The sequence below is a fragment of the Klebsiella sp. Lac1 genome (assembly GCF_009825425.1).
Classification (GTDB): Bacteria; Pseudomonadota; Gammaproteobacteria; order Enterobacterales; family Enterobacteriaceae; genus Klebsiella; species Klebsiella electrica.
The window spans coordinates 61,679-88,460 of record NZ_VJZJ01000002.1 but is presented as its reverse complement, the minus strand read 5'-3'; the positions used below and the strand labels follow the sequence as shown (position 1 = coordinate 88,460).

The 26,782-nt window shown below is 56.6% G+C and carries 25 protein-coding genes and 1 riboswitch; of the genes, 11 read left to right on the top strand and 14 right to left on the bottom strand.

Annotated features, from left to right (window positions below):
- Positions 1 to 115 precede the first annotated feature (115 nt).
- Together dusA and FNY10_RS15820 are read right to left on the bottom strand one after the other, a co-directional pair.
- On the bottom strand, positions 116 to 1,114 hold the full coding sequence (gene dusA / locus FNY10_RS15825) for a tRNA dihydrouridine(20/20a) synthase DusA (protein ID WP_131049858.1): 999 nt from the start codon (positions 1,112 to 1,114) through the stop codon (positions 116 to 118).
- Between the two features lie 103 nt (positions 1,115 to 1,217).
- Positions 1,218 to 1,706: a cupin domain-containing protein gene (locus tag FNY10_RS15820; RefSeq protein ID WP_100685305.1), complete on the bottom strand. Its 489-nt coding sequence runs from the start codon at positions 1,704 to 1,706 to the stop codon at positions 1,218 to 1,220.
- A 114-nt stretch (positions 1,707 to 1,820) separates the two neighbouring features.
- Between FNY10_RS15820 and zur the strand changes: the two genes are divergently transcribed.
- Positions 1,821 to 2,336, top strand: coding sequence for a zinc uptake transcriptional repressor Zur (zur, locus tag FNY10_RS15815; RefSeq protein WP_100685304.1), 516 nt, complete (start codon positions 1,821 to 1,823; stop codon positions 2,334 to 2,336).
- Between the two features lie 90 nt (positions 2,337 to 2,426).
- Here zur and FNY10_RS15810 read toward each other — a convergent pair whose 3' ends face one another.
- The 4 genes from FNY10_RS15810 to FNY10_RS15795 all read right to left on the bottom strand — a co-directional run bounded on the left by FNY10_RS15810 (position 2,427) and on the right by FNY10_RS15795 (position 5,344).
- Positions 2,427 to 2,636: a CsbD family protein gene (locus FNY10_RS15810; RefSeq protein ID WP_100685303.1), complete on the bottom strand. Its 210-nt coding sequence runs from the start codon at positions 2,634 to 2,636 to the stop codon at positions 2,427 to 2,429.
- Between the two features lie 126 nt (positions 2,637 to 2,762).
- Complete coding sequence (gene dinF / locus FNY10_RS15805) at positions 2,763 to 4,079, bottom strand: MATE family efflux transporter DinF (protein WP_141965618.1); 1,317 nt, start codon at positions 4,077 to 4,079, stop codon at positions 2,763 to 2,765.
- 68 nt (positions 4,080 to 4,147) lie between these two features.
- Positions 4,148 to 4,756 (bottom strand): transcriptional repressor LexA, encoded by a 609-nt coding sequence (gene lexA, locus FNY10_RS15800; protein WP_004856448.1) that lies wholly within the window; start codon positions 4,754 to 4,756, stop codon positions 4,148 to 4,150.
- A 219-nt stretch (positions 4,757 to 4,975) separates the two neighbouring features.
- Positions 4,976 to 5,344, bottom strand: a complete 369-nt coding sequence (locus FNY10_RS15795) for a diacylglycerol kinase (RefSeq protein WP_160702543.1) — start codon at positions 5,342 to 5,344, stop codon at positions 4,976 to 4,978.
- 128 nt (positions 5,345 to 5,472) lie between these two features.
- On the opposite strand from FNY10_RS15795, the gene plsB reads away from it, so the two are divergent.
- On the top strand, positions 5,473 to 7,896 hold the full coding sequence (gene plsB / locus FNY10_RS15790) for a glycerol-3-phosphate 1-O-acyltransferase PlsB (RefSeq protein ID WP_100685300.1): 2,424 nt from the start codon (positions 5,473 to 5,475) through the stop codon (positions 7,894 to 7,896).
- A gap of 67 nt (positions 7,897 to 7,963) precedes the next feature.
- Here plsB and ubiA read toward each other — a convergent pair whose 3' ends face one another.
- From ubiA to malK, 5 genes are all read right to left on the bottom strand, one after another.
- A complete protein-coding gene (ubiA, locus tag FNY10_RS15785) occupies positions 7,964 to 8,833 on the bottom strand; it encodes a 4-hydroxybenzoate octaprenyltransferase (RefSeq protein ID WP_131049854.1) in 870 nt (289 codons plus the stop codon).
- A 12-nt stretch (positions 8,834 to 8,845) separates the two neighbouring features.
- The gene (gene ubiC, locus FNY10_RS15780) at positions 8,846 to 9,343 is read right to left on the bottom strand and encodes a chorismate lyase (RefSeq protein WP_100685298.1); all 498 of its coding nucleotides are present in this window, start codon (positions 9,341 to 9,343) and stop codon (positions 8,846 to 8,848) included.
- Between the two features lie 190 nt (positions 9,344 to 9,533).
- Entirely contained in the window at positions 9,534 to 10,484 is a 951-nt protein-coding gene (gene malM, locus FNY10_RS15775; protein ID WP_131049853.1) for a maltose operon protein MalM, read from the bottom strand.
- 107 nt (positions 10,485 to 10,591) lie between these two features.
- A complete protein-coding gene (locus FNY10_RS15770) occupies positions 10,592 to 11,902 on the bottom strand; it encodes a maltoporin (protein ID WP_160702545.1) in 1,311 nt (436 codons plus the stop codon).
- 99 nt (positions 11,903 to 12,001) lie between these two features.
- Positions 12,002 to 13,111, bottom strand: coding sequence for a maltose/maltodextrin ABC transporter ATP-binding protein MalK (gene malK, locus FNY10_RS15765; RefSeq protein WP_131049851.1), 1,110 nt, complete (start codon positions 13,109 to 13,111; stop codon positions 12,002 to 12,004).
- Between the two features lie 369 nt (positions 13,112 to 13,480).
- Between malK and malE the strand changes: the two genes are divergently transcribed.
- The 3 genes from malE (at position 13,481) to malG (ending at position 17,241) form a co-directional block, all read left to right on the top strand.
- Complete coding sequence (gene malE / locus FNY10_RS15760; RefSeq protein ID WP_100685294.1) at positions 13,481 to 14,671, top strand: maltose/maltodextrin ABC transporter substrate-binding protein MalE; 1,191 nt, start codon at positions 13,481 to 13,483, stop codon at positions 14,669 to 14,671.
- 120 nt (positions 14,672 to 14,791) lie between these two features.
- Positions 14,792 to 16,336: a maltose ABC transporter permease MalF gene (gene malF / locus FNY10_RS15755; protein WP_100685293.1), complete on the top strand. Its 1,545-nt coding sequence runs from the start codon at positions 14,792 to 14,794 to the stop codon at positions 16,334 to 16,336.
- Between the two features lie 14 nt (positions 16,337 to 16,350).
- The gene (malG, locus tag FNY10_RS15750; protein WP_131049850.1) at positions 16,351 to 17,241 is read left to right on the top strand and encodes a maltose ABC transporter permease MalG; all 891 of its coding nucleotides are present in this window, start codon (positions 16,351 to 16,353) and stop codon (positions 17,239 to 17,241) included.
- A 194-nt stretch (positions 17,242 to 17,435) separates the two neighbouring features.
- Here the strand turns inward: malG and psiE are convergent, their stop codons facing one another.
- The gene (psiE, locus tag FNY10_RS15745; RefSeq protein ID WP_100685291.1) at positions 17,436 to 17,846 is read right to left on the bottom strand and encodes a phosphate-starvation-inducible protein PsiE; all 411 of its coding nucleotides are present in this window, start codon (positions 17,844 to 17,846) and stop codon (positions 17,436 to 17,438) included.
- Positions 17,847 to 17,992: 146 nt separating this feature from the next.
- On the opposite strand from psiE, the gene FNY10_RS15740 reads away from it, so the two are divergent.
- On the top strand, positions 17,993 to 18,502 hold the full coding sequence (locus FNY10_RS15740) for a GNAT family N-acetyltransferase (protein ID WP_131049849.1): 510 nt from the start codon (positions 17,993 to 17,995) through the stop codon (positions 18,500 to 18,502).
- A gap of 8 nt (positions 18,503 to 18,510) precedes the next feature.
- Positions 18,511 to 18,966 carry an acyltransferase gene (locus tag FNY10_RS15735; protein ID WP_131049848.1) on the top strand — a complete coding sequence of 152 codons (456 nt, stop codon included), beginning with the start codon at positions 18,511 to 18,513 and terminating at the stop codon, positions 18,964 to 18,966.
- 351 nt (positions 18,967 to 19,317) lie between these two features.
- Here the strand turns inward: FNY10_RS15735 and pgi are convergent, their stop codons facing one another.
- The gene (gene pgi / locus FNY10_RS15730; RefSeq protein ID WP_100685288.1) at positions 19,318 to 20,967 is read right to left on the bottom strand and encodes a glucose-6-phosphate isomerase; all 1,650 of its coding nucleotides are present in this window, start codon (positions 20,965 to 20,967) and stop codon (positions 19,318 to 19,320) included.
- Positions 20,968 to 21,294: 327 nt separating this feature from the next.
- Positions 21,295 to 21,527, top strand: a riboswitch (Lysine riboswitch).
- 168 nt (positions 21,528 to 21,695) lie between these two features.
- On the opposite strand from pgi, the gene lysC reads away from it, so the two are divergent.
- The 3 genes from lysC to FNY10_RS15715 all read left to right on the top strand — a co-directional run bounded on the left by lysC (position 21,696) and on the right by FNY10_RS15715 (position 24,580).
- Positions 21,696 to 23,045, top strand: coding sequence for a lysine-sensitive aspartokinase 3 (gene lysC / locus FNY10_RS15725; RefSeq protein ID WP_100685287.1), 1,350 nt, complete (start codon positions 21,696 to 21,698; stop codon positions 23,043 to 23,045).
- A 204-nt stretch (positions 23,046 to 23,249) separates the two neighbouring features.
- Positions 23,250 to 24,179, top strand: a complete 930-nt coding sequence (gene panS / locus FNY10_RS15720; RefSeq protein ID WP_100685286.1) for a ketopantoate/pantoate/pantothenate transporter PanS — start codon at positions 23,250 to 23,252, stop codon at positions 24,177 to 24,179.
- A 128-nt stretch (positions 24,180 to 24,307) separates the two neighbouring features.
- Complete coding sequence (locus FNY10_RS15715) at positions 24,308 to 24,580, top strand: DUF3811 domain-containing protein (RefSeq protein WP_141965627.1); 273 nt, start codon at positions 24,308 to 24,310, stop codon at positions 24,578 to 24,580.
- Here the strand turns inward: FNY10_RS15715 and rluF are convergent.
- The gene (gene rluF, locus FNY10_RS15710) at positions 24,577 to 25,455 is read right to left on the bottom strand and encodes a 23S rRNA pseudouridine(2604) synthase RluF (protein WP_131049847.1); all 879 of its coding nucleotides are present in this window, start codon (positions 25,453 to 25,455) and stop codon (positions 24,577 to 24,579) included. The genes FNY10_RS15715 and rluF overlap by 4 nt on opposite strands.
- A gap of 344 nt (positions 25,456 to 25,799) precedes the next feature.
- Between rluF and FNY10_RS15705 the strand changes: the two genes are divergently transcribed.
- The gene (locus FNY10_RS15705; RefSeq protein ID WP_131049846.1) at positions 25,800 to 26,753 is read left to right on the top strand and encodes a sugar-binding transcriptional regulator; all 954 of its coding nucleotides are present in this window, start codon (positions 25,800 to 25,802) and stop codon (positions 26,751 to 26,753) included.
- Positions 26,754 to 26,782: the final 29 nt, after the last annotated feature.

Here is a 26,782-nt window from a genome sequence, read left to right as displayed (position 1 = left end):
AATGACTCTCCGGGTATTACAAGAAACGTGCCAAACTTAATATATTGAATTTAAACAAAAACGCCCTGACGATGAGATCAGGGCCTGGCGTATTTGACTAAATTTTAGCGCAAGATTAACGCTTATCGGCAACCAGCTGCAGCGCATGTTCCAGCACGTTGATATCCGCCCCGGCCTTGTGCGCATTTTCACTCAGGTAGCGGCGCCACTGCCGCGCGCCCGGGATGCCCTGGAACAGGCCCAGCATATGGCGCGTGATATGGCCCAGATAGGTGCCGTTGCTCAGCTCACGCTCGATATACGGATACATCGCCCGCACCACGGCGATCGGGTCGCTGTCGGCACTATCCATCGCAAAGATCTCCCGGTCGACCGACGTCAGGATCCCCGGGTTCTGATAGGCCTCGCGCCCCACCATCACGCCATCCATATGCTCAAGATGCAACTTCGCCTCTTCCAGTGACTTAATTCCGCCGTTGATCGCCATCGTCAGGTGCGGGAAGTCGCGTTTCAGCTGATAAACGCGCGGATAATCCAGCGGTGGAATTTCACGGTTTTCTTTTGGGCTCAAGCCGGAGAGCCAGGCTTTACGGGCGTGGATGATAAACATCTCGCACTCTCCGTTTCCGGAGACGGTATTGATGAAATCACACAGGAATTCATAGCTGTCCTGATCATCGATGCCGATACGGGTTTTTACCGTGACCGGGATAGAGACCACGTCGCGCATCGCTTTGATGCAGTCCGCGACCAGCTGCGCATTGCCCATCAGGCAGGCGCCGAACATCCCGTTTTGCACCCGGTCGGACGGACAGCCGACGTTGAGGTTGATCTCATCGTAGCCGCGCGCCTCCGCCAGTTTCGCGCACTGCGCGAGCGCCGCCGGATCGCTGCCCCCCAGCTGCAGGGCCAGCGGATGCTCTTCTTCGCTATAGGCCAGATAATCGCCTTTGCCATGAATAATCGCCCCGGTCGTCACCATTTCGGTATACAGCAGCGTATGGCGCGACAGCAGGCGCAGGAAATAGCGACAGTGCCGGTCTGTCCAGTCGAGCATCGGCGCGATGGAAAAACGATGGGCGGCAAAAGCGTGAGATGTTGGTTCTGGCATCATGGCGAATAAACAGGCATCCGGATAAAAAGGGGCGCTACTATAGCACAAAGATAAATCACAGAGGCAGCGCACCGCGACGGCTGCGCTGCCTCTGCTTGACGAGCTAGCGTCGGCGCGGTTTGCCGTCGTGCGGGCCGAAAAATTGCGGCGGATGATCGACCCAGCGATCCTGACGCACGGCGGCATATTCCGGGTTCAGCGGATAGTAGATGCGGTTAAATTTTTTGTTTGACTCCCCCACCACTAACAAGCGAACTTCCTGGTCGGTATTATTCAAAAAGGTATGACATACCCCGGTTCCGGCCGGAAAACCGACGCTGTCGCCCGGCTCAAGCTTCCACAGGTAGCCGTTAATCCAGACTTCAGGATAGCCATCCAGCACATAGATAAACTCTTCTTCATCACTCTCAGCATGGGGATAAGAGGTTCGACGGCCCGGGGGCAAACGTTCGTGATGAATACCCAGCCGGTTGAGCCTTAACCCCCGCGCCAGCGGCGCGCCGATGGAAAAACGCTCCGGGTTATTGGGATAAGTGGCATCATCTGGACCTTCCAGTTCGCGCCAATGTCGAATGCAATCAGGTCGTTTCATCGTTTTCTCCCGAAAATGAGATGCATCAGGTATAGCACAAGCTGCCGGTTCTCGGCGTTTTGCCTGGATCGTGATAAAGTAACAACTTAAGACTCACGCAACCAGAGGATGCTCATGAATAAGACCACTTCGCAAGAAATGTTAGCGCACGCTGAAAAGCTCTGCGCACAGCGCGGCGTGCGCCTGACTCCGCAGCGCCTGGAAGTGTTGCGTTTGATGAGCCTTCAGCAAGGGGCGATTAGCGCCTATGACCTGCTCGACCTGCTGCGTGAGAAAGAGCCGCAGGCGAAACCGCCGACGGTCTACCGGGCGCTGGAGTTTTTGCTGGAACAGGGGTTCGTGCACAAGGTGGAATCGACCAACAGCTACGTGCTGTGCCATCTTTTCGATCAGCCGACCCATAGCTCAGCCATGTTTATCTGCGATCGCTGCGGCGTGGTCAAAGAAGAGTGTGCCGAAGGCGTTGAAGACATTATGCATACGCTGGCGGCGAGAATGGGTTTTGCGCTACGCCATAATGTGATTGAGGCGCACGGCCTGTGTGCGGATTGTGTCGAGGTCGAAGCCTGTAGCACTCCGGGACACTGCCATCACGACCATACGATTCAGATTAAAAAGAAAGCCCGCTGAGGCTATTGCCGCAGCGGAAATCCGGGTTGCCGGTACCTCCATGTACCATCGGGCAGGCAATAACCAAGGGTTAATCGTTAACACTCGCCGCTACCCGCGGCGATCGTTTTTTCGCTCCCAGTCAGCCACTTCTTTCTCCGCCTGCTCTTTGGCGTACCCATAGCGTTCCTGGATTTTCCCGACCAGCTGGTCACGCTTGCCCTCAATGACGGTCATATCGTCATCAGTCAGCTTGCCCCATTTTTCTTTTGCTTTACCTTTCAACTGTTTCCAGTTACCGCCGATTTCGTCTTTGTTCATAATTCAATCCTCATCGTTCGGTGAGTTAACAGCCCGCTGTGTGCCGGACATAGTATTAACTATAGATAAGAATTCTGAGTTGAATTTATTATTCGGAATCTTTAACCAATTACACATCAAAAATCGCTACGAAAACCAGGTGCCGCGCTGCCAGTGTCGCCGCCAGATGACCGCCAGCGACAGACCGCGCAACGCGAGGAACACCGCCAGTGCCAGCCATAGCGCATGGTTGCCGAGGACCGGCAGCGTCAACAGCGTCAGGGCGAACCCCGCCGCCGCCACCGCCATGCTGTTGCGCATCTCAGCCCCGCGCGTCGCGCCGATGAACATGCCATCCAGCAAATAACACCACACGCCAATCACCGGCAGCACGATCTGCCAGATCAGGTAGCGATCGGCAAGCAGCTGAAGCGAGGGCAGCGAGGTCAACAGGGCGATAATCTGCTGTCCCGCCACGGCATAGGTCGCCGCAAATGCCAGCGCCACCATTCCCGACTGACGGCAGGCCGCCCGCCAGACATCAAGCAACTGGCTACCGTCACGCGCGCCGTACGCCTGTCCGGAGTGCGCTTCCACGGCATAAGCGAAACCATCCAGGGCATAGGCGGTGAAGGTCAGCATAGTCATCAGGAGCGCGTTGACGGCGACTACCTCACCGCCAAGGCGAGCGCCGAAGACGGTCACCGCGCCAAAGCAGAGCTGGAGCAGCAAAGAGCGCAGCATGATGTCGCGATTGAGCGCCAGCAAGCGGCGCAGGTCGCCGCGCCACGCGTGCCGGAGCAGGGCAAATGACACGCCGCGCAGCGCCAGCACGCGCCTTGCCATCAGCAGCCCGATGATCAAGGTGACATATTCGGCGCTCACCGTCGCCAGCGCAGCGCCCTGCACGTTCATCTGCAGGCCCATCACCAGCCACAGGTCGAGTACGATATTCAGCAGATTGCCGACGATCAGCAAAATCACCGGCGCCCGGGCATACTGCACGCCCAACAGCCAACCGAGCAGCACCAGGTTTGCCAGCGATGCCGGCGCGCTCAGCCAGCGGATGTCGAGAAAGCGCCGCGCCTGCTCCAGCACCGCGTCATTGCCGCCAACAATATGCAACGCCAGATCGATAAGCGGGGTACGGAAAAGCACAATCAGCAGACCGGCGCCTGTTGCCAGCCCCAGCGGCTGCACCAGCGCCCGCGCCAGGCGCAGAGGATCTTTTGCGCCAAAGGCCTGCGCCGTCAGCCCGGTGGTGCTCATCCGCAGGAAAAGCAGCAGCATGAAGAGAAAGCTGGTGGCCGTCGCGCCGACCGCGACACCGCCGAGGTAAACCGGGCTGTCGAGATGGCCAATCACGGCAGTATCCACCAGTCCCAGCAGCGGAACGGTGATATTGGAGAAAATCATGGGTAGCGCCAGGCGCCACAGGGCCTTATCAGCGGCGTTAAAGAACATGAGAAAGCGCCTGAGCGGAAGGAGACAGCGCAGCATCATGCATCAGACGATGCTGCGTGGGGAAAGAGTTACAGCCACTCACCGTTGCGAATCACGCCAACGGCCAGCCCTTCGATAGTGAAGTTTTGCTCGCGTAGATTCACCACGATAGGGGAAAATTCGCTGTTTTCTGGCAGGAGTTCGACGATGTTGCCCTGTTTTTTAAGACGCTTAACGGTCACCTCTTCGTCAATGCGCGCCACGACAACCTGACCGTTGCGTACATCCTGAGTTTTATGGACCGCCAGCAGATCGCCATCGAGAATCCCGATATCTTTCATTGACATGCCGCTAACCCGCAGCAAAAAGTCAGCGTTCGGCTTGAACATCGCCGGATCGACCTGGAAGTGGCCTTCGATATGCTGCTGGGCCAGCAGCGGCTCACCGGCCGCCACGCGGCCAATCAACGGCAGGCCAGGTTCTTCTTCCGTCAGCAGGCGAATCCCCCGGGAGGCGCCGGAGATAATCTCGATCGCGCCCTTACGCGCCAGCGCTTTCAGGTGTTCTTCCGCCGCGTTTGGAGAACGGAACCCCAAGCGCTGAGCAATTTCCGCACGCGTCGGCGGCATGCCCGTCTGGCTGATGTGATCCCGAATGAGATCAAACACCTCTTGCTGCCTGGTCGTTAACGCTTTCATCCCGCCCCCTGGGTGTATATACAGTTATGCTGTGAGTATATACAGCTAACGGTGATTTTGGAATCAAATTTCACACAAAAATCAGGAGATTCTTTCCATTTTGTGTCCCCGATAGCTCACTGCGCCACGGGGGCTTGCCGCCGTCCGGGCAAAAGCCTATCGGGGTCGCCCGCTCGCCGGGAAGACATAGCGAAGCGGGACATCTCGCAAAATGGCCGCTTAGTGGTAGCGGGCCCATAGTAAGAGGCACCAGGTGGTAAGCGCGATCACGATGGCCAGCAGCACCGCCGCGGAGCCCATATCTTTCGCCCGACCGGACAGCTCATGATGTTCCGGGCCAATACGGTCCACCACCGCCTCAATCGCGCTATTAAGAATTTCGACTATCATCACTATCAGGACCGAGCCTATCAGCAGCACACGCGTGACGGCGTCCACGTCCAGCCAGCAGGCGATCGCCACGGCAACAATGGCGGCGACGCCTTCTTGCCGAAATGCGGCCTCATTTATCCATGCCGCACGGAACCCTTTCCAGGAATAACCTGCCGCTTTAATGATTCGGGTTAACCCAGTGGTATTATTGGCCATTAAAAGAACCTTTTATGTAAATGACGTCAATGAGTGTACGCGTTTGCCGCGTGGCAACGGAAATTTTGCGCACTTTCTGTTATTCTTGCCGCGCATTTGCATGATTAACCAGAGGCTTCACATCGTTTATGTCCGGCTGGCAACGAATTTACTATAAATTACTGAATTTACCATTACGGGTGCTGGTAAAAAGCAAGTCTATTCCCGCAGAACCTGCTCAGGAATTAGGGCTGGATACCTCACGTCCTATCATGTACGTCCTGCCTTATAATTCAAAGGCGGACCTGCTGACCCTGCGCGCCCAGTGCCTGGAGCACGATTTACCCGATCCGCTTGAACCGCTGGAAATCGACGGCGCGCTGCTGCCGCGCTACGTATTTATCCACGGCGGTCCGCGCGTCTTTACCTACTACGCGCCGAAAGAAGAGTCGATAAAGCTGTTCCACGACTACCTGGATCTGCACCGCAACCACCCCGACCTGGATGTGCAAATGGTGCCGGTGTCGGTGATGTTTGGTCGTGCGCCGGGGCGTGAAAAAGGCGAAGTTAACCCGCCGCTGCGCATGCTGAATGGCATCCAGAAGTTCTTCGCCGTGCTGTGGCTGGGACGCGACAGCTTTGTCCGTTTCTCGCCGCCGGTTTCTCTGCGCCGAATGGCCACCGAACACGGCACCGATAAAATTATCGCCCAGAAGCTGGCCCGCGTCGCACGTATGCACTTCGCCCGCCAGCGTCTGGCCGCCGTCGGCCCGCGCCTGCCGGCGCGTCAGGATCTGTTCAATAAGCTGCTGGCGTCGAAAGCTATCGCCCGCGCGGTGGAAGATGAAGCGCGCAGTAAGAAAATCTCCCATGAGAAGGCGCAGCAAAACGCCATCGCGCTGATGGAAGAGATCGCCGCCAACTTCTCTTATGAGATGATTCGCCTGACCGACCGCGTTCTCGGTTTTACCTGGAACCGTCTGTATCAGGGGATCAACGTCCACAACGCCGAGCGCGTACGTCAGCTGGCCCATGAAGGGCACGAGATTGTCTACGTACCGTGCCATCGTAGCCATATGGACTACCTGCTGCTCTCCTACGTGCTGTATCACCAGGGGCTGGTGCCGCCGCATATTGCCGCCGGTATTAACCTCAACTTCTGGCCAGCAGGTCCCATTTTCCGCCGCGGCGGCGCATTCTTTATTCGCCGTACCTTTAAGGGCAATAAGCTCTACTCAACGGTGTTCCGCGAATATCTCGGCGAATTATTCAGCCGGGGTTACTCCGTGGAGTACTTCGTTGAAGGGGGCCGTTCCCGTACCGGCCGTCTGCTGGATCCGAAGACCGGCACGCTGTCGATGACCATCCAGGCCATGCTGCGCGGCGGGACCCGTCCGATTACGCTGGTGCCTATCTACATCGGTTACGAGCACGTGATGGAAGTGGGCACCTATGCCAAAGAGCTGCGCGGCGCGACGAAAGAAAAAGAGAGTCTGCCGCAGATGCTGCGCGGCCTGAGCAAGCTGCGTAACCTCGGTCAGGGCTATGTTAACTTTGGCGAACCGCTGCCGCTGATGACTTACCTGAACCAGCATGTTCCGGAGTGGCGCGAGTCTATCGATCCGATCGAAGCCGTTCGCCCGTCCTGGCTGACGCCGACGGTCAACAACATTGCTTCCGATCTGATGGTGCGCATCAACAACGCTGGCGCGGCCAACGCCATGAACCTGTGCTGCACCGCGCTGCTGGCCTCCCGTCAGCGCTCGTTGACCCGCGAACAGCTGACGCAACAGCTGGAGTGCTACCTCGATCTGCTGCGCAACGTGCCGTACTCTCCGGATGCGACCACGCCGGCGGCTTCCGCCAGCGAGCTGATTGACCACGCGCTGAAGATGAATAAGTTCGAGGTCGAGAAAGACACTATCGGCGATATCATCATTCTGCCGCGCGAGCAGGCGGTACTGATGACCTACTACCGCAACAATATCGCCCATATGCTGATGCTGCCGTCACTGCTGGCGGCGATCATTACCCAGCATCGTCGTATCTCCCGCGCGGAAGTGCTGCGTCACGTTGAGATGTTCTATCCGCTGCTGAAGGCCGAGCTGTTCCTGCGCTGGGAAAAAGCCGAGCTGGCTGGCGTCCTCGACGCCCTGGTGGCGGAAATGCAGCGCCAGGGACTGATTGTCCTGAACGATGATGCCATCAGCATCAATCCGTCCCACTCCCGTTCCCTGCAACTGCTGGCCGCAGGCGCGCGTGAAACGCTCCAGCGCTATGCCATTACCTTCTGGCTGCTGAGCGCGAACCCGTCTATCAACCGCAGTTCGCTGGAGAAAGAGAGCCGCACGGTGGCGCAGCGTCTGTCGGTGCTGCACGGTATCAACGCGCCGGAATTCTTCGATAAAGCGGTATTCAGTACCTTAGTGCTGACGCTGCGCGATGAGGGTTATATCAGCGACACCGGCGATGCTGAGCCGGCAGAGACGCTGAAGGTCTATCAGATGCTGGCCGATCTGATTACGTCGGATGTGCGCTTGACGATTGAAAGCGTCACGCAGGATGAAGCGTAACGGCTGAGGCGGACTTACCTCTCCCCCGGCCCGGCATTTGCGCCGCACGCCGGGGGAAAGGAAGGAACTACTGCAGATAGCTCATCGCCAGACCGAGAAACACCACCAGTCCGACGTAGTTATTATTTAAAAACGCTTTAAAGCAGTCGTCACGTTCGCGACGGAAAATCAGCTTCTGCTGCCAGAAAAACAGCCCTGCGGCGATAAACAGCGACCAGTAATATTCCCAGTGCAGCCCGTTCAGCCAGCCGATGGCGGCCAATAGTATCAGCACCCCAATCTGCAACATACCGATAATGGTACGGTCATGTTCGCCGAACAGGATCGCCGTTGATTTAATCCCGATTTTAACGTCATCGTCCCTGTCGACCATCGCGTACTGGGTATCGTAAGCCACCGCCCACAAAATATTGGCGAGAAACATCAGCCAGCAGCTTAACGGCAACGCTTCACTCACCGCCGAGAAGGCCATCGGAATCGACCAGCCAAACGCCGCGCCCAGCACCACCTGCGGCAGATGGGTGTAGCGCTTCATGAATGGATAGACCCACGCCAGCGCCAGCGCCGCCACCGACAGCAGAATGGTCATGGTGTTGAGGGTCAGCACCAGCAGGAACGAGAGCAGCACCAGCACGACAAACAGCACCCGGGCCTCTTTCTCCGTCACCTCCCCGCTCGGCAGCGGACGACGCGCGGTGCGCTTGACGTGACCGTCAAATTTGCGGTCGGCATAATCGTTGACCACGCAGCCGGCGGCGCGCATCAGCCAGACGCCGGCGACAAAAACGGCCAGAATCCACAGCGGCGGAACACCCGGCGTCGCGACCCATAGCGCCCACAGCGTCGGCCACAGCAGCAGCAGCGCGCCGATCGGTTTGTCAGTACGCATCAGGCGATGAAACGCCAACAGCTTATTCTGCGTCAGACTCCACTCCATTTTCTCTTCCTCTTAATACAGCGGCGATGCAGGCAGAAACAGTTCTGTCAGCAGCAGCGGTTTACCGCTCAGCCGCAGGCGGGAACGACGCCCCCAAAGCTCTGCATAACGCCCAATTTCAATAAAGTCACGGGTTAACGTCGACGAGGTGAACAAATAGCGGCCAAGCGGCGTCTGCCCAAGCTGCTGCAGCGCCAGTTCGGGACCGCTCAGCGTCGATTCCGGCACGATAGTTCGCCCGGCCAGCCAGGGTTCATCATCGGCGCAGAGAATGATTTCCCGCAGCCAGTAGCGCGCTTCATCTGGCAGCAACGCTTCTTCACCGACCAGCGCTTCGCGTCCGACAAAATCTTCGTTGACCAGCATAACGCTAACCTTTTTCCCTTGTTGCTCAAAGCGTTTGGTCATTGAGTCTTCCAGCAACAGCCAGTCGCGCAGCGAGGGTTCCAGCGGGGGCATAGCGGCAAAATAGCGCAGCGCACGCAGTTGCGTAAGCGCAGGATGTGACATGCCTGATTCTCCGTTACATAACGTAGCTGCTATTGTATCGCAGAATAAGGTCATCAGGGCGGGCAAAGCGTCAAGATACGATCATCGACGTAACAGCCATGTAACAGCCGCCGCCGCACGATAAAAAAAGGCGCGTCCAGACGGACGCACCTAAAGGCTGTGCCTAAACATCAGCATTGTGGGGAGACGATCACCCCTTGCCTTTTACACTGCTGATAAAGGTGGAACGAGCAGATTTCGAGCCAAGGCGCTCAGCTTCGTTCATCAGTTTGAGGGCTTTATCGATATCACCTTTCGCAACAGCCTGCTTAATGCCGTTGTTAAAGTAAGTTTCGGTATCATCCAGCATCGGTTCGCTCTTCGCCGCCGGCGCTGGCGCCGCAACAGGAGCAACAACCGGCGCGGCGGCTGGCGCGCTATAGACCGGCGCCGCCGTATTGCCAACGGTCACCGGCCCCGGACCGGAGGAGCCGAACAGCGGCCCCACCAGCACGCTGGAACCTGATGAGGTTTTCACTTTCAGGCCCAACGAGCCTTCAGTGGTATGTCTGGCGATCGGATCCGGAATATCCGGCACCGCATTACCGGTCCCTTTGGCGTAGGCCTTCGCCGGATCGATTAATTTAGTGGTCTGCTGCAAATCCTGCGGGGTAGTAAAGACCAGCACATAGATTTTTTGCTGACCTAAAGCCGGGGTCAGGCGCATCACCCCTTCCAGGCGATCCGAGCTCATCACGCCCGGCTCCAGATAGGTGAAATAACTGCTCGGGAAGAACGCCGATGGCGTCATATTCTGGTCAAGAATCAGCACGTTTGGCGCATAAACGCTGGTTTGCTTATTCACTTCACTGGTCAGGGTCAGGGTCAACTCACCGATATTCGCCGGGACGCTGTAGGCCGCCACAGGGCCGACGATGCCGGGGATATTCAGCGACTGCCCTGCCGTCGCTAACGTCGTGGTTTGCGTTTTCGATTGGTCGACCGGCGTCCAGGTTAGCTGCTGTAACGCGGAAGCAGGAATGGTCGGTGCGGCAGAGGTATTCTGCGGCACGAAATTCACATCAGCAAAACTGACTGCGGGTACGCTGGCCAGCAGGCCGGCGGACAGGCAGAGGGCAACGAGACTTTTCTTCATTTTCATTGTTATCACCTCAATTCCGATGGCCAAGCGGTAGCCAGGCAATAGCCCGCTGAGCCGAAGACAGAGGGGCTTGCGCCCCTCTTTTGGTCATCACACGTCAGGTTGGATTACCACCAGATTTCCATCTGGGCACCGAAGGTCCACTCGTCGCTGTCGCCACGGCTGAAGGTCTTCGCAGAAGTGTCGTTGTACGCCACGCCGGAGGTGTAGCCCGCGCCGGAATCACCGTTCGCGTAGCCCCATTTTTCATCCCACTTGGCGTAGGTGGCGAACAGACGAATCGCCGGACGGGACCAGATGCTGTCGCCCGCCTGCCACTGTTGCGCCAGGGTAATTTTGTACTGGTTGTTGCTGTCGCCGGTTTTCTGCGACTTCACGTTGTCGTAGCCCACTTCCAGCAGGGTGCTCATGATTGGCGTCCATTTGTACATAGGACGCACGCCGACGGTCCACCATTTGGTGCCGTTGTTGTTGTCCAGGTTGATATCCTGGTACATCGCCACGTACATCATGTCCCAATCGTCAGCCAGAGAGACTGCGCCGTGGTCAAGCACGCGCCACATGGAACCGTCGTTGTTGATGCTGCCGCCCTGCGGAACGCCTTTACCGTTAGAGGTCATCGCGTCGGTGGCGTACTGCAGCACAAACTTGTTGTAACCTTTCAGGATGCTCTGGGTGTGTTCAGCGGTGAACATCCAGCCATCTTTAGACGCATCTGGCTGCAGGTAGTATTTATCCGGAACGTTGGTATGACCGTAGTCAACACCCAGTTCCAGCGTGCCGCCCGGGTTGATTTCCATCTGCGCTAAACGCACGTCGAAGACGTCGTTCGGCACGATGTTGTCATAGACGCGGTTACCCAGCGCATCACGATCGGCGAAAGTTGCCGAACCGCCGGATTCAGAAGAACGGGTCGCCGCCAGAGAGAGTTTACCGAAGCCCAGATCGACGTTTTCAAGACCCGCACCAGGACCGGAGATATCCCAGTAGTAGAAGTCGATCATGTGCACGTCATGACGCTGGTAGAAACGCTTACCGGCCCAGATGGTGGAGCCTGGCAGCCAGTCGATCAGGTTTTTACCCTGCACGTTGGCTTCACGGAATGCCGGGCTGGTGGATTCCCAGTCATTTCGCTGCGATACGGAGTAGGCAACGTTAGTATCGAAGTAGAAGCTCTTATCACCTTCTTTCCAGACTTCCTGACCCAGTTTTAATTCCGCATAGGTTTCACATTCGTTACCAAGACGGTATTTACTTTGAGCACCGGTTGCCTGGAAGCACTGTTGTTCACCGCCGCTGCCGGTCCAGCCGATACCGGAACGGGCATAACCGTGGAAATCGACGGCCAGCGCCTGAGCAGACATAACGCCTGCCGCGACGGCTACCGCCAGTGGAAGTTTGCGCAGAGTAATCATCATTCTATCTCCTGAGATCATTGCTTTTCTTTGAACACTTCGCCCGTCGTTATGCCTGCCTGCAGCGCGCTAAGGGGTTCGTGTTTTTTTTAATGGGAAGCCTTATACGCCCGGCTCTTTATGCAACCGACGACACGCCGTACCATCCTCACGGAATAAATGGCAGCGCTCTGGCGGCAAACCGATAGCGAATGTGGCTCCCTCTTCTACCAACACCACGTCGTTCTGGCGGTAAACCAGGTTTTGACGGATGGCGGGGATCTGGATATGAATTTGTGTTTCGTGACCAAGCTGCTCAACCACCTGAACGACCCCTTCGAGGGTGACGTCGGCGATATCGCTGGGCAGCAGATGTTCCGGGCGGATACCTAAGGACATATTGGCGCCAACCTGAACGCGGGCGCTGTCTACCGGCAGCCAGACATGCTGATGGTTCGGCAGCTCAACCTGAACCTGCTCAATGGCGGTTGCGGTCACTTTTACCGGCAGGAAGTTCATCTTTGGCGAGCCAATAAAGCCGGCGACAAAGCGATCGGCCGGGTAGTGATACAGTTCCAGCGGTTTCCCGACCTGCGCCACGCGGCCAGCGTCCAGCACCACAATTTTGTCGGCCAGCGTCATCGCTTCGACCTGATCGTGGGTCACGTAGATCATCGTGCGCCCAAGGCGCTTATGCAGGCGGGAGATTTCGATACGCATCTGCACACGCAGCGCGGCGTCGAGGTTAGACAGCGGTTCATCGAGCAGGAACACGCGGGGTTCGGCCACCAGGGTACGGCCAATCGCCACACGCTGACGCTGTCCACCGGATAATGCCTTCGGTTTACGCTCCAGCAGATGCGCCAGCTGCAGGACTTCCGCCACCTGAGTGACGCGCTGGTTAATTAAATCTTTTTTAGCGCCGGCCAGCTTGAGGCCGAAAGACATGTTTTCCGCAACGGAAAGATGAGGGTAAAGCGCATAAGACTGGAACACCATCCCGATGCCGCGTTCGGCCGGGGGGATGTCGTTCATTCGCGCATCGCCAATAAATAAATCACCGCTGGTTATGGTTTCCAGCCCGGCGATCATACGCAGCAGGGTCGATTTGCCGCAGCCCGATGGCCCGACAAACACCACGAACTCCCCTTCCTGAATGTCGAGATTGATATCTTTCGATACCACCACGTCACCCCAGGCTTTCGTTATATTTCGCAGCTGTACGCTCGCCATCCCCATCTCCCTTCGTTACAACCTGTCACTAACAGACACATTCAAGATGGGCTGACTATGCGGCATTCATTTACCTGTTGAATCCTCCACCCCCGCCTTTTTTATGGGGGAGGAGACGGGAGGATGAGAGATTGCCCCTCGTAGCGGGGGATGGCGAGGCCAAGCCATTTTCGTGATGCAGGTAGCAAAAATGGCCTCGCTTTTATGTGCTCCAGACCCCAATACGCGCATTTCTGCAATGCAGATCACACAAACCGCGGGTGGGGCGTAGACACGGGGAGGATGGAAAGGGGTTGTTAAAAAAGGAAACTCATCACCGTTAAGCCACCTAAGTGTATCCACGAGCACATCACCAAAAAGGACTGGTATATGAAAATCAAAACCGGCGCTCGCATCCTCGCGTTGTCTGCGTTGACGACGATGATGTTTTCCGCCTCTGCCCTCGCCAAAATTGAAGAAGGTAAGCTGGTTATCTGGATTAACGGCGACAAAGGCTATAACGGTCTCGCCGAAGTGGGTAAGAAGTTTGAAAAAGACACCGGCATTAAAGTTTCCATCGAACATCCGGATAAGCTGGAAGAGAAATTCCCGCAGGTCGCGGCGACTGGCGACGGCCCGGACATCATCTTCTGGGCTCATGACCGTTTCGGTGGCTATGCACAATCTGGCCTGCTGGCTGAAATCTCCCCGGACAAAGCGTTCCAGGACAAACTCTATCCGTTTACCTGGGATGCCGTACGCTATAACGGCAAACTGATCGCCTACCCTATCGCGGTTGAAGCGCTGTCGCTGATTTATAACAAAGACCTGGTCCCGAATCCGCCGAAAACCTGGGAAGAGATCCCGGCGCTGGATAAAGAACTGAAAGCGAAAGGTAAGAGCGCGCTGATGTTCAACCTGCAGGAACCGTACTTCACCTGGCCGCTGATCGCCGCTGACGGCGGGTATGCGTTCAAATTTGAAAACGGCAAGTATGACGTCAAAAACGTGGGCGTCGACAACGCTGGCGCAAAAGCCGGTCTGACCTTCCTGGTTGACCTCATCAAGAATAAACACATGAACGCCGATACCGATTACTCCATCGCTGAAGCAGCCTTCAACAAAGGCGAAACCGCGATGACCATCAACGGTCCGTGGGCGTGGTCGAACATCGATAAGAGCAAGATCAACTACGGCGTCACCCTGCTGCCCACGTTCAAAGGCAAACCGTCTAAACCGTTCGTTGGCGTACTGAGCGCCGGTATCAACGCCGCCAGCCCGAACAAAGAGCTGGCGAAAGAGTTCCTCGAAAACTACCTGCTGACCGACCAGGGCCTGGACGAAGTGAACAAGGACAAACCGCTGGGCGCCGTTGCGCTGAAATCCTTCCAGGAAAAACTGGAGAAAGACCCGCGTATCGCCGCCACCATGGCGAACGCCCAGAAAGGCGAAATCATGCCGAACATCCCACAGATGTCCGCCTTCTGGTATGCCGTACGCACCGCGGTTATCAACGCAGCTAGCGGTCGTCAGACCGTCGATGCCGCGCTGAAAGACGCCCAGTCTCGTATCACTAAGTAAGCAGAAAAACGGCGGGTAGCGCATGCGTTTACCCGCCCTACGACTACGGCACGATCCGTAGGTCAGGTCAGCGCAGCGCCACCTGACGATAAGTCTCCATCGTTGTAGAGGAAGAACCCCATGGATGTCGTTAAAAAGAAACACTGGTGGCAAAGCCCGCAGCTGACATGGTCTGTGATTGGCTTGCTGTGCCTGCTGGTGGGTTACCTTGTCGTTTTGATGTACGCCCAGGGGGAGTACCTGTTTGCCATCCTGACGCTGATTTTAAGCTCAGCGGGTCTGTATATCTTCACCAACCGCAAGGCCTATGCCTGGCGCTATGTCTACCCGGGTCTCGCCGGGATGGGGCTGTTCGTCCTGTTCCCGCTGGTCTGCACCATCGCCATCGCCTTCACCAACTACAGCAGCACCAACCAGCTGACCTTTGAGCGCGCTCAGGCAGTGCTGATGGACCGCTCATTCCAGGCCGGTAAATCCTACAACTTCTCGCTGTTTCCGGCGGGAGATGAGTGGAAACTGGCGCTGACCGATGGCGACAGCGGCAAAAATTATGTCTCCGACGCCTTCAGGCTGGGCGGCGAGCAGAAACTGGCTTTAAAAGAAGGTGAAGCGCTGCCGGAAGGCGAACGCGCGAACCTGCGTATCATCACCCAAAACCGCACCGCGCTGAACCAGCTGACCGCCATCCTGCCTGACGACAGCAAAGTTGTCATGAGTTCACTGCGCCAGTTCTCCGGCACCCAACCGCTGTATACGCTGGCAAACGATGGCACGCTGGCCAACAACCAGAGCGGCGTAAAATATCGGCCGAACAATGACGTCGGTTTCTACCAGTCCATCAATGCCGACGGTAGCTGGGGCGCTGAGAAGCTGAGTCCGGGCTACACCGTCGGGATCGGCTGGGATAATTTCACCCGCGTCTTTACCGATGAAGGGATTCAGAAACCGTTCTTCGCTATCTTCGTCTGGACGGTGGTCTTCTCAGTCCTGACCGTGATTCTGACCGTGGCCGTGGGCATGGTCCTCGCCTGCCTCGTGCAGTGGGAATCCTTGAAAGGTAAAGCGATTTACCGCGTTCTGCTGATTCTGCCTTACGCCGTGCCGTCGTTTATCTCGATTCTGATTTTCAAAGGGCTGTTCAACCAGAGCTTTGGTGAAATCAACATGATGCTCAGCGCGCTGTTCGGCATCAAGCCAGCCTGGTTCAGCGATCCGACCACCGCGCGTTCGATGATCGTTATCGTCAACACCTGGCTGGGCTACCCGTACATGATGATTCTGTGCATGGGCCTGCTGAAAGCGATCCCTGACGATCTGTACGAAGCCTCGGCAATGGACGGCGCCGGTCCATTCCAGAACTTCTTTAAGATTACGCTGCCGCTGCTGATTAAGCCGCTGACGCCGCTGATGATCGCCAGCTTCGCCTTTAACTTTAACAACTTCGTGCTGATTCAGCTGTTGACCAACGGTGGCCCGGACCGTCTCGGCACGACCACGCCGGCCGGCTATACCGACCTGCTGGTCAGCTACACCTACCGTATCGCCTTCGAAGGCGGCGGCGGTCAGGACTTTGGTCTGGCAGCGGCGATAGCCACCCTGATCTTCCTGCTGGTAGGCGTACTGGCGATTGTTAACCTGAAAGCCACACGAATGAAATTCGATTAAGGAGGGCTCTGAACATGGCTATGGTACAACCCAAATCTCAGAAGCTGCGTTTATTCACCACGCACCTCCTGCTGCTGGTTTTCATCGCGGCGATCATGTTCCCGCTGCTGATGGTGATTGCTATCTCGCTGCGCGAGGGTAACTTCGCCACCGGTAGCCTGATCCCGGACCAGATCTCCTGGGAGCACTGGCGGCTGGCGCTGGGCTTCAGCGTCGAGCATGCGGATGGCCGCGTCACCCCGCCACCTTTCCCGGTGCTGCTGTGGCTGTGGAACTCGGTGAAAGTGGCCGGGATCACCGCCATCGGTATCGTGGCGCTCTCCACGACCTGCGCCTACGCCTTCGCCCGTATGCGCTTCCCGGGCAAAGCGACCCTGCTGAAAGGGATGCTGATTTTCCAGATGTTCCCGGCGGTGCTGTCGCTGGTGGCGTTATACGCCTTGTTTGACCGCCTCGGCCAGTATTTGCCGTTTGTCGGCCTGAATACTCACGGCGGCGTCATCTTCGCCTATATGGGCGGGATTGCGCTGCACGTCTGGACGATTAAGGGCTACTTCGAAACCATCGACGGCTCGCTGGAAGAAGCGGCGGCACTGGATGGCGCGACGCCGTGGCAGGCCTTCCGTCTGGTCCTGCTGCCGCTGTCGGTACCGATTCTGGCGGTGGTGTTTATTCTGTCGTTCATTGCCGCGATTACCGAAGTGCCGGTGGCCTCGCTACTGCTGCGCGATGTGAACAGCTATACCCTGGCCGTCGGTATGCAACAGTATCTCAACCCGCAGAACTACCTGTGGGGCGACTTTGCCGCTGCGGCGGTGCTCTCCGCCATTCCGATTACGGTTGTCTTCCTGCTGGCCCAGCGCTGGCTGGTTAACGGCCTGACGGCAGGCGGGGTGAAAGGTTAAGTTTCATCGTTATACCCGCCCCAAATTTCAGCGCAGGGACGGTGCTTTAGGTGCTGTACACGAACCCCAACCGGGTACGGCAACTACCGCCCTCAGTTGAAAAAGTAAGGCAAATGCCACTGCTATCCTCAACTGGACCCTACATAAATTAAGTTTTGTGACTGTTGGTCAGCGGCCTCTTGAGGCCGCTTTTTTTATTCGCGTTTCAGCCGGTTGGAGTTACACAGCCACAGCGTAATCACCAGAATCAGGATTGCTGCCGAATAGATAAGTACCGCCATGGGCGATTCGTGATCGACAATAATCAGGCGCACAATCGCCGTAATGCCGATATAGACGAAATAGCGCAGCGGGAAGTGAAAGCCCGACTCAAAGTACTTCACAATCAGCGCGATAAATTCGAAATAGAGAAAATAGACCACCAGCCCTTCGACCAGCTTGTACTTACTGACCGGTTCCGGAGTAAACAGGACATGCGCCAGATGGAATGTCTCTTTCCCCAGGAAAACCACCAGGATTATCCCGAGGCACAACAGCGCCAGATTCAAAACCGCCTGCATGGCGGTCGCCACAAAATTGACCAACGGACGATAGACCGGCGGCATAGGTACACCTCTTATCTTCATTATTCCTGCCGATCTGTATAACGCAAAAATGTGATCCAGATCGATATTTTTCGTTAACTTTTTGCGTCTGTTGCGTCAAATGTAACAATCACTTGCCAGACTGGCGGGTTAAAAAGGAAACAGCAATGCTGACAATACGTACGGCGCACCGGGAAGACGCTCCCCTGCTAAGTGAAATGGGGAACGCCAGCTATCGTCACCACTTTACCCATCTCTGGCATAGCGCCAGTGAGCTGGCGCTCTTTCTCCAGCAGGAGTACTCCCTGCCCTCGCTTCAACGCAGTCTCGCCGATGAGCGCAGCTGCTGGCTGATTGCCGAAGACCAGCATCCTGTCGGCTTCGCGAAATACAGCTGCCACCAGCCGATGGCGGCCGATGGCCCGCACGGCACGTTGCTGCATAAGCTCTATTTACTGCCTGCTGAAACAGGGCATGGCTACGGTGAGCAGATTTTTAGCGCCGTTGCGGCGCGGGCAAAGGCGGCGGGCGACGACTGGCTGTGGCTAGAAGTCCTCGCCAGCAATCCTGGCGCCAGGCGTTTTTATGAGCGCTCAGGTATGCAATATGTGAAAGACAGCCTGTTCCGCTCCGCGACCCAGATGAGCACACTACATATTCTGGCCAAACCTATCTGAGGGACGCTATGCACACTCTTCGTGAAACCGGCATCCGTAACGTCGCCAGCGGCGAGAACGTGGTGATTTATCAGCCTGCCAATCTCTATGACTGCACGCTTGGCGACAACGTTTTCGTCGGGCCATTCGTCGAAATTCAGGGTAATACGCGCATCGGCGCCGACAGTAAAATCCAGTCCCATACCTTTATCTGCGAGTATGTCACGATCGGCGAGCGTTGCTTTATCGGCCACGGCGTGATGTTTGCCAACGATATGTTTCGCGAGGGGCGTCCCGATGCCAACCGGGAAAACTGGGGGCGAATTACCATCGGGAACGATGTCTCTATCGGCAGCGGCGCGGCCATTCTGGCGGTCAGCATCTGCGATGGCGCGGTGATTGGCGCAGGGAGCGTGGTCACGAAATCGATAACAGAAAAAGGCGTGTGGGCAGGAAACCCGGCGAAACTGCTGCGGCGGCTATAAGCAAAAATGCCGACCCGGAAGGTCGGCATTGAGATCGGTTCGCGGTTATGCCCGGATATCTGCCGGGCGGCGGCTGACGCCTTGCACGGCCTACAAAACACAGTCCGTAGGCCCGCGCACGAAACGCGCCGGGATGATGACGCCTTGCATGGCCAGCAACACACACTCCGTAGGCCCGCGCAAGCGACGCGCCGCCGGGCGAAGGCACAAAAGCACATAGCCCGATAGCGCCTTACCCGGCCAGCAACACACACTCCGTAGGCCCGCGCAAGCAACGCGCCGCCGGGCGAGTGCACAAAAGCACATAGCCTGAATACCGATCGCCCTGACCGGTATTCAGGCACCCGCGACTTATGCGCGCCAGGCTTTGTAACGGTTGATCAGGCCGTTGGTCGAGCTGTCGTGGCTGCTGATTTCTGCACCATCTTTCAGCTCTGGCAGAATGCGGTTTGCCAGCTGCTTGCCTAACTCAACGCCCCACTGGTCGAAGGTGAAGATGTTGAGGATCGCGCCCTGAGTGAAGATCTTATGCTCATACAGAGCAATCAGCGCGCCCAGGCTGAACGGGGTGATTTCGCGCAGCAGGATGGAGTTGGTTGGGCGGTTGCCCTCGAACACTTTGAACGGCACCACGTGATCCAGGGTTGCCGGATCTTTACCCTGGTCACGATATTCCTGCTCAACCACTTCGCGGGATTTACCGAACGCCAGCGCCTCGGTCTGTGCAAAGAAGTTAGACAGCAGCTTCGGATGGTGATCGGAGAGCGGGTTATGAGTAATAGCCGGGGCGATAAAATCGCACGGTACCATCTTAGTGCCCTGGTGGATCAGCTGGTAGAACGCGTGCTGACCGTTGGTACCCGGTTCACCCCAGATGATCGGACCGGTCTGGTAATCCACGGCGTTGCCGTTACGGTCAACATATTTGCCGTTAGATTCCATGTTGCCCTGCTGGAAATAGGCCGCAAAGCGGTGCATGTACTGGTCATACGGCAGAATGGCTTCGGTTTCCGCGCCGAAGAAGTTGTTGTACCAGATACCGATCAGCGCCAGCAGCACCGGCAGGTTTTTCTCTGCCGCGGTGGTGGAGAAGTGTTTGTCCATCGCATGCGCGCCGGAGAGCAATTCAACAAAGTTGTCGAAGCCCACGGACAGGATGATCGACAGACCAATCGCTGACCACAACGAGTAGCGACCGCCCACCCAGTCCCAGAACTCGAACATGTTAGCGGTATCGATGCCGAACTCACCCACCGCTTTGCCGTTGGTGGAGAGCGCCGCGAAGTGCTTCGCCACGTGTTTTTCGTCACCGGCGGTGCTCAGGAACCAGTCGCGCGCGCTGTGGGCGTTGGTCATGGTTTCCTGGGTGGTAAAGGTTTTAGAGGCGACCAGGAACAGCGTGGTTTCCGGGTTTACGCCCTTCAGCACTTCGGCGATGTGGGTGCCGTCGACGTTAGAGACAAAGTGCATATTAAGGTGGTTTTTATACGGACGCAGCGCTTCGGTCACCATGAACGGGCCGAGGTCAGAGCCGCCGATACCGATATTCACGACGTCGGTAATCGCTTTACCGGTATAGCCTTTCCAGCTGCCTGAGATGATCGCTTCAGAGAAATGCTTCATCTTTTCGAGAACAGCATTCACTTCCGGCATCACATCTTTGCCATCAACAATAATCGGGGTATTGCTACGGTTGCGCAGAGCAACATGCAGAACCGCGCGATCTTCAGTGCGGTTGATCTTCTCACCGGAGAACATGGACTTGATAGCCGCTGCCAGATCGGTCTCTTTCGCCAGAGCCTGCAGTTTAGCCAGCGTCTCTTCGGTAATGCGGTTTTTTGAAAAATCCACCAGCATCAGATCGTCGAACGTTGCGGAAAACTTAGAAAAACGGTCGCTGTCTTGCGCAAAAAGCTCGCTGATAGTGACATCTTTCATTTCATCAAAGTGTTTCTGTAATGCCTGCCAGGCAGAGGTCTGCGTTGGGTTGATGTTTTTCATTAGCAATACTCTTCTGATTTGAGAATTGTGACTGCGGTCGATTGTAGCGCCGGCGGCAAAAAATTGTGATGATTTTTATGTCATGCCTATGACACGCGTCAGGAACAGGGTCAGATCGGAGCAAAAAGCCTCTACGAGTATAGTCATCATAAGGCTTTTTTCTGTTAATCCCCCGAGCATGAAAAATCCGCATAACCGCAGCGTTGACATACCCGCTCCGAAGCCTTTATATAACTGCACTTGTATTGCTCGCGCATTTCACGCTACAGCGAAAGGGTATTGCTGGGATAATCACCAGCGCCTCAGGCAAAGTGAAAGACGTCGGTAATTGCCAGAAGAGGTGCGTTGCCCAGGTAACCGTATTGGAGGAACCAGTCCGGCGAAAATACGTGAGGGGGAGCAACGCCGAGGTGATAAAGCGTCTGGTACGCACATCACCGGCCACAGGGGCTGAATCCCCTGGGTTGTCACCAGAAACGTTCGCAGTCGGGCGTTTCATACCCAGGAACTGACGCAAGGCGTCGGGGAGCGGGTCTACAAGGTGGAGCACTTCTGGGTGACATCGTAGCTGTTTATTGCTCTGCGCCCACCCTGTTTTTCGCTCTTCCCTTGTGCCATGGCTGAATAATTTGGCCTGGCTTATTAAGACATTTTATTACTGTAAGCTGGTGTCCAGCCCCACTCAGGAATCGTTTTAATAAGTCAGGCCCCCCTGACACGAGGTTGTTATGACAGATTTAGTTGTAGCCAAATTCGGCGGCACCAGCGTTGCCGATTTCGATGCCATGAATCGCAGCGTTGATGTTGCGCGACTTGATGAGAACACGCGCGTCGTGGTGTTATCGGCCTCTGCGGGTGTGACCAATCTTCTGGTTGCTTTGGCTGAAGGGCTGGAACCCGCTGAGCGTTTTGAAAAGCTCGAATCCCTGCGCCAGATTCAATTCAATATCCTGGAGCGCCTGCGCTATCCCAACGTGATTCGCGAAGAGATCGAGCGCCTGCTGGAAAATATCACCACCCTGGCGGAAGCCGCTGCGCTGGCAAGTTCCGCGGCGCTGACCGACGAACTGGTCAGCCATGGCGAACTGATGTCCACCCTGCTGTTTGTCGAAATTCTCCGCGAGCGCGGTATCGCGTCACAGTGGTTCGATGTGCGTAAAATTATGCGCACCAGCGATCGCTTCGGCCGCGCCGAGCCGGACATTGCCGCACTCGCCGAGCTGACGCAGCTGCAGCTGACTCCGCGCCTGGCTGAAGGTCTGGTGGTCACTCAGGGCTTTATCGGCAGCGAAGCCAAAGGTCGTACCACTACGCTGGGCCGCGGCGGCAGCGACTATACCGCCGCTCTGCTGGGCGAAGCCTTGAACGCCAGCCGTGTCGACATCTGGACCGATGTCCCGGGGATCTACACCACCGACCCGCGCGTCGCGCCGGCGGCAAAACGTATCGATGTCATCGCCTTTGCCGAGGCGGCCGAAATGGCCACCTTTGGCGCCAAAGTGCTTCATCCGGCCACCCTGCTGCCCGCCGTACGTAGCGATATCCCGGTCTTCGTCGGCTCCAGCAAAGAACCCACCGCCGGCGGAACGCTGGTGTGCAATAAAACCGAAAATCCGCCGCTGTTCCGCGCGCTGGCCCTGCGCCGTCGCCAGACGCTGCTGACGCTGCATAGCCTGAATATGCTGCACTCGCGCGGCTTCCTGGCGGAAGTGTTCGGCATCCTCGCGCGGCACAATATCTCCGTGGATCTGATAACCACATCCGAAGTCAGCGTTGCGTTGACCATGGATACCACCGGTTCGACCTCCGCCACCGATACACTGCTGACCCAGGCGCTGTTGACCGAGCTCTCTTCCCTGTGCCGCGTAGAAGTGGAGCAGGATCTGGCGCTGGTGGCGTTAATCGGTAACGAATTGTCGCGCGCCTGTGGCGTGGGCAAAGAAGTTTTCGGCGTCCTGGAGCCGTTCAATATTCGTATGATTTGCTACGGCGCCTCCAGCCACAACCTCTGCTTCCTGGTACCCGGCGCGGATGCCGAGAAAGTCGTGCAGAAATTGCATCATAATTTGTTTGAATAATATTTCTTCACGCGATAAATATTACCTATAGCCGGGCTCGAACCCGGCTTTTTTATAACTATATCAACACAACCCCCCTCCATCGTTCGGACGGCTGGCCGGTGAACGCTCCTTGATGCACGGCAGACAACGTGTCCGGGAAAACAGGCACCGCCTGCGCTGGCATAGTCCGAAAGATGAGGCGTTAATCGCAAGGAAAACAACATGCTCGCTATTCTGACGAGGCTGTTCCCGTTATGGGCGCTGCTGCTCTCTGTTCTGGCTTATTACACCCCGTCGACCTTTACCCCCGTCGGGCCATGGGTGACCACGCTGCTGATGCTCATCATGTTCGGAATGGGGGTGCATCTGAAACTGGACGACTTTAAGCGCGTGCTGTCGCGCCCGGCGCCGGTGGCCGCAGGTATTTTTCTTCACTATCTGGTGATGCCCCTCGCCGCCTGGGCGCTGGCGCTGCTGTTCCATATGCCGCCCGAGCTTTCCGCCGGTATGGTGCTGGTCGGGAGCGTCGCCAGCGGGACCGCATCGAACGTGATGATCTATCTCGCAAAAGGCGATGTGGCGCTGTCTGTCACCATCTCATCGGTTTCTACGCTGGTCGGTGTGGTGGCGACGCCGCTGCTGACGCGACTGTATGTGGATGCGCACATTCAGGTCGATGTCATGGGGATGCTGCTCAGCATCCTGCAGATCGTGGTGATCCCGATTGCGCTGGGGCTGGTGATTCACCATACGCTGCCCAAAGTGGTGAAAGCGGTTGAGCCTTTTCTGCCTGCCTTCTCGATGATCTGCATCCTGGCGATCATCAGCGCCGTCGTCGCCGGTTCCGCCTCGCATATCGCCTCGGTGGGCCTGGTGGTCATTGTCGCGGTGATCCTGCATAACGCCATCGGTCTGCTCGGCGGCTACTGGGGCGGGCGGCTGTTTGGCTTTGACGAGTCAACCTGTCGGACGCTGGCGATTGAAGTGGGGATGCAAAACTCCGGTCTTGCCGCTGCGCTGGGGAAAATCTACTTCGGCCCGCTCGCTGCGCTGCCCGGCGCGCTGTTTTCAGTCTGGCACAACCTGTCCGGTTCGCTGCTGGCGGGCTACTGGTCGGGAAAACCTACCGCCAAAAACGAGAACACACGCTGATATTCCGTCGCCCGGGCCAACGGCCCGGGTATTTTCCCCGTCTGCGCCCTCTTCTACGAGGCTAACGCGCTGTCCGTCAGCCCGCGATTACCGTACACTGGGTTATCCGGCAGACTGAGGGCACCACTATGGCACTTCCCCGCATTACGCAAAAAGAGATGACAGAGCGCGAGCAACGCGAACTCAAAACGCTGCTTGACCGGACCCGGATTGCGCACGGTCGAGCGCTGACCAACGCCGAGACCAACGCCGTCAAGAAAGAGTACATCGACAAGCTGATGGCGCTGCGTGAAGCCGACGCGAAAAAGGCCCGCCAGCTAAAGAAAAAGCAGGCCTACAAACCCGATAGCGAAGCCTCATTTTCGTGGTCAGCGAGCACGCCAACGCGCGGCAGGCGTTAACGCCCTTTCTTTTTCCGCCCCGGCTGAGTAAAACGTTTTCCGTTAGACGCCGGGCGTCCTTTCTCGTTTTTCTCATTGCTCTTTTCAACCTTCACCACCGGACGTTTGATCCCGGCGGTTTTCGGTTTGGCTTTCGCCTTCGGTTTAGCCTCAGAGGACGAATTCTCAATCAGCTTAAACAGCGCCACCAGCTCATCATCCGTCAGGTCGCGCCACTCACCGAGCGGCAATCCCGACAGCCCGACGTTCATGATGCGCGTCCGTTCAAGCTTCGTGACTTCATAGCCAAAGTGCTCGCACATCCGGCGAATCTGCCGGTTCAGGCCCTGAATCAGGGTAATGCGGAACACCAACGGCGCTTCCTTCCTGACTTTGCACTTCTTCGTTACCGTACCGAGAATCGGTACCCCGGCTCCCATGCCGCGGATAAACTCGTCGGTCACCGGCTTGTCCACCGTCACCAGATACTCTTTTTCGTGATCGTTGCCGGCACGCAGGATCTTATTCACCAGATCGCCGTGGTTGGTCAGAAAGATCAGCCCCTGAGAGTCTTTGTCCAGTCGACCAATCGGGAAGACGCGCTTGCTGTGGTTAACGAAATCCACAATGTTATCGCGCTCGCTGTCTTCCGTTGTGCTGACAATACCGACCGGTTTATTCAAGGCGATGAACACCAGATCTTCGGCCTCGCGCGGTTCGATCAATTGACCGTTGACCTTCACGACATCGCCAGGATTGACCTGATCGCCAATGGCCGCGCGCTTGCCATTGATAAAAACATTGCCTTGTTCAATGTAGCGATCGGCTTCGCGACGCGAGCAAATTCCGCTTTCACTGATGTATTTATTGAGTCGGGTTGATGAGTCTGGCAGCATAAATTCTCCTGTAAAAGCGAAATATACCTCAGGCCGCGGACAATCAAAAATAATCGCGTTGCTCCGGTTAGCCGCTAAATGTGATCCGTCACACCTTTCTCCACAAAAGTGTTCCCCCCCTGTCCCGTGCAATTCTGTCCGGCGAAAATAAGCAGAATCAAACCATTAGCTCAACCTGCACAAACGTGCCATCTCCAGGCAGGTCAGCAATCAAATGTGCAAAACAAACCGCCACCTTATAGTGATGAAATAGCGGAAAATTGCTTTGTCGCCGGCGATGGTTGGGGTTATATCAGATCAAGTGAGCAAGAATGTCGTTTGCACAAATGTGCAGGAGTTCCACGATGGCGATCGAAAATAGCGATGATATCCGCTTAATAGTCAAAGTTGCCCAGCTCTACTATGAGCAGGACATGACCCAGGCGCAGATTGCCCGCGAGCTGGGTATTTACCGCACCACCATCAGCCGCCTGCTGAAACGCGGTCGCGAGCAGGGTATCGTCACCATCGCCATCAACTACGACTACAACGAAAATCTGTGGCTGGAACAGCAGCTGAAAGAAAAATTCGGTCTCAAAGAGGCGGTGGTGGCTTCCTGCGAATCATCGCAGGAAGAGGAGCAGTTGAGCACTATCGGACAGCATGGCGCTCAGTTGATCGACCGCCTGCTTGAGCCTGGCGATATTATCGGCTTTTCCTGGGGACGGGCGGTCCGTGCGCTGGTCGAAACGCTCCCGCAGGCCAGCCAGTCGCGGCAGGTGATTTGCGTACCGATTATCGGCGGCCCCTCGGGCAAGCTGGAGAGCCGGTATCATGTGAACACGCTGACCTACGGCGCCGCTGCGCGGCTGAAAGCCGAATCGCATCTTGCTGACTTCCCGGCGCTGCTGGAAAACACCTTGATTCGCAACGGTATTATGCAGTCCCGGCATTTTAAAACGATTTCATCCTACTGGGAGAATCTCGATGTGGCGCTGGTGGGCATCGGTTCCCCGGCGATTCGCGATGGCGCCAACTGGCATGCGTTTTATGGTAGCGAAGAGAGCGATGATCTCAACGCGCGGCACGTCGCCGGCGATATTTGTTCACGCTTTTATGATATCAACGGTATCGCCGTTGAAACCAATATGAATGAAAAGACACTCTCCATCGATATTGCCCGATTAAAACAGGTGCGTTATTCCGTAGGTATCGCCATCGGTGAAGAAAAATATAGCGGTATTATCGGCGCATTGCGCGGCGGTTATATTAACTGCCTGGTGACAAATCGAGAAACCGCAGAGCTGTTACTGAAATAAAAGACGTTCCCCCTTTGACGCAGTTTGCT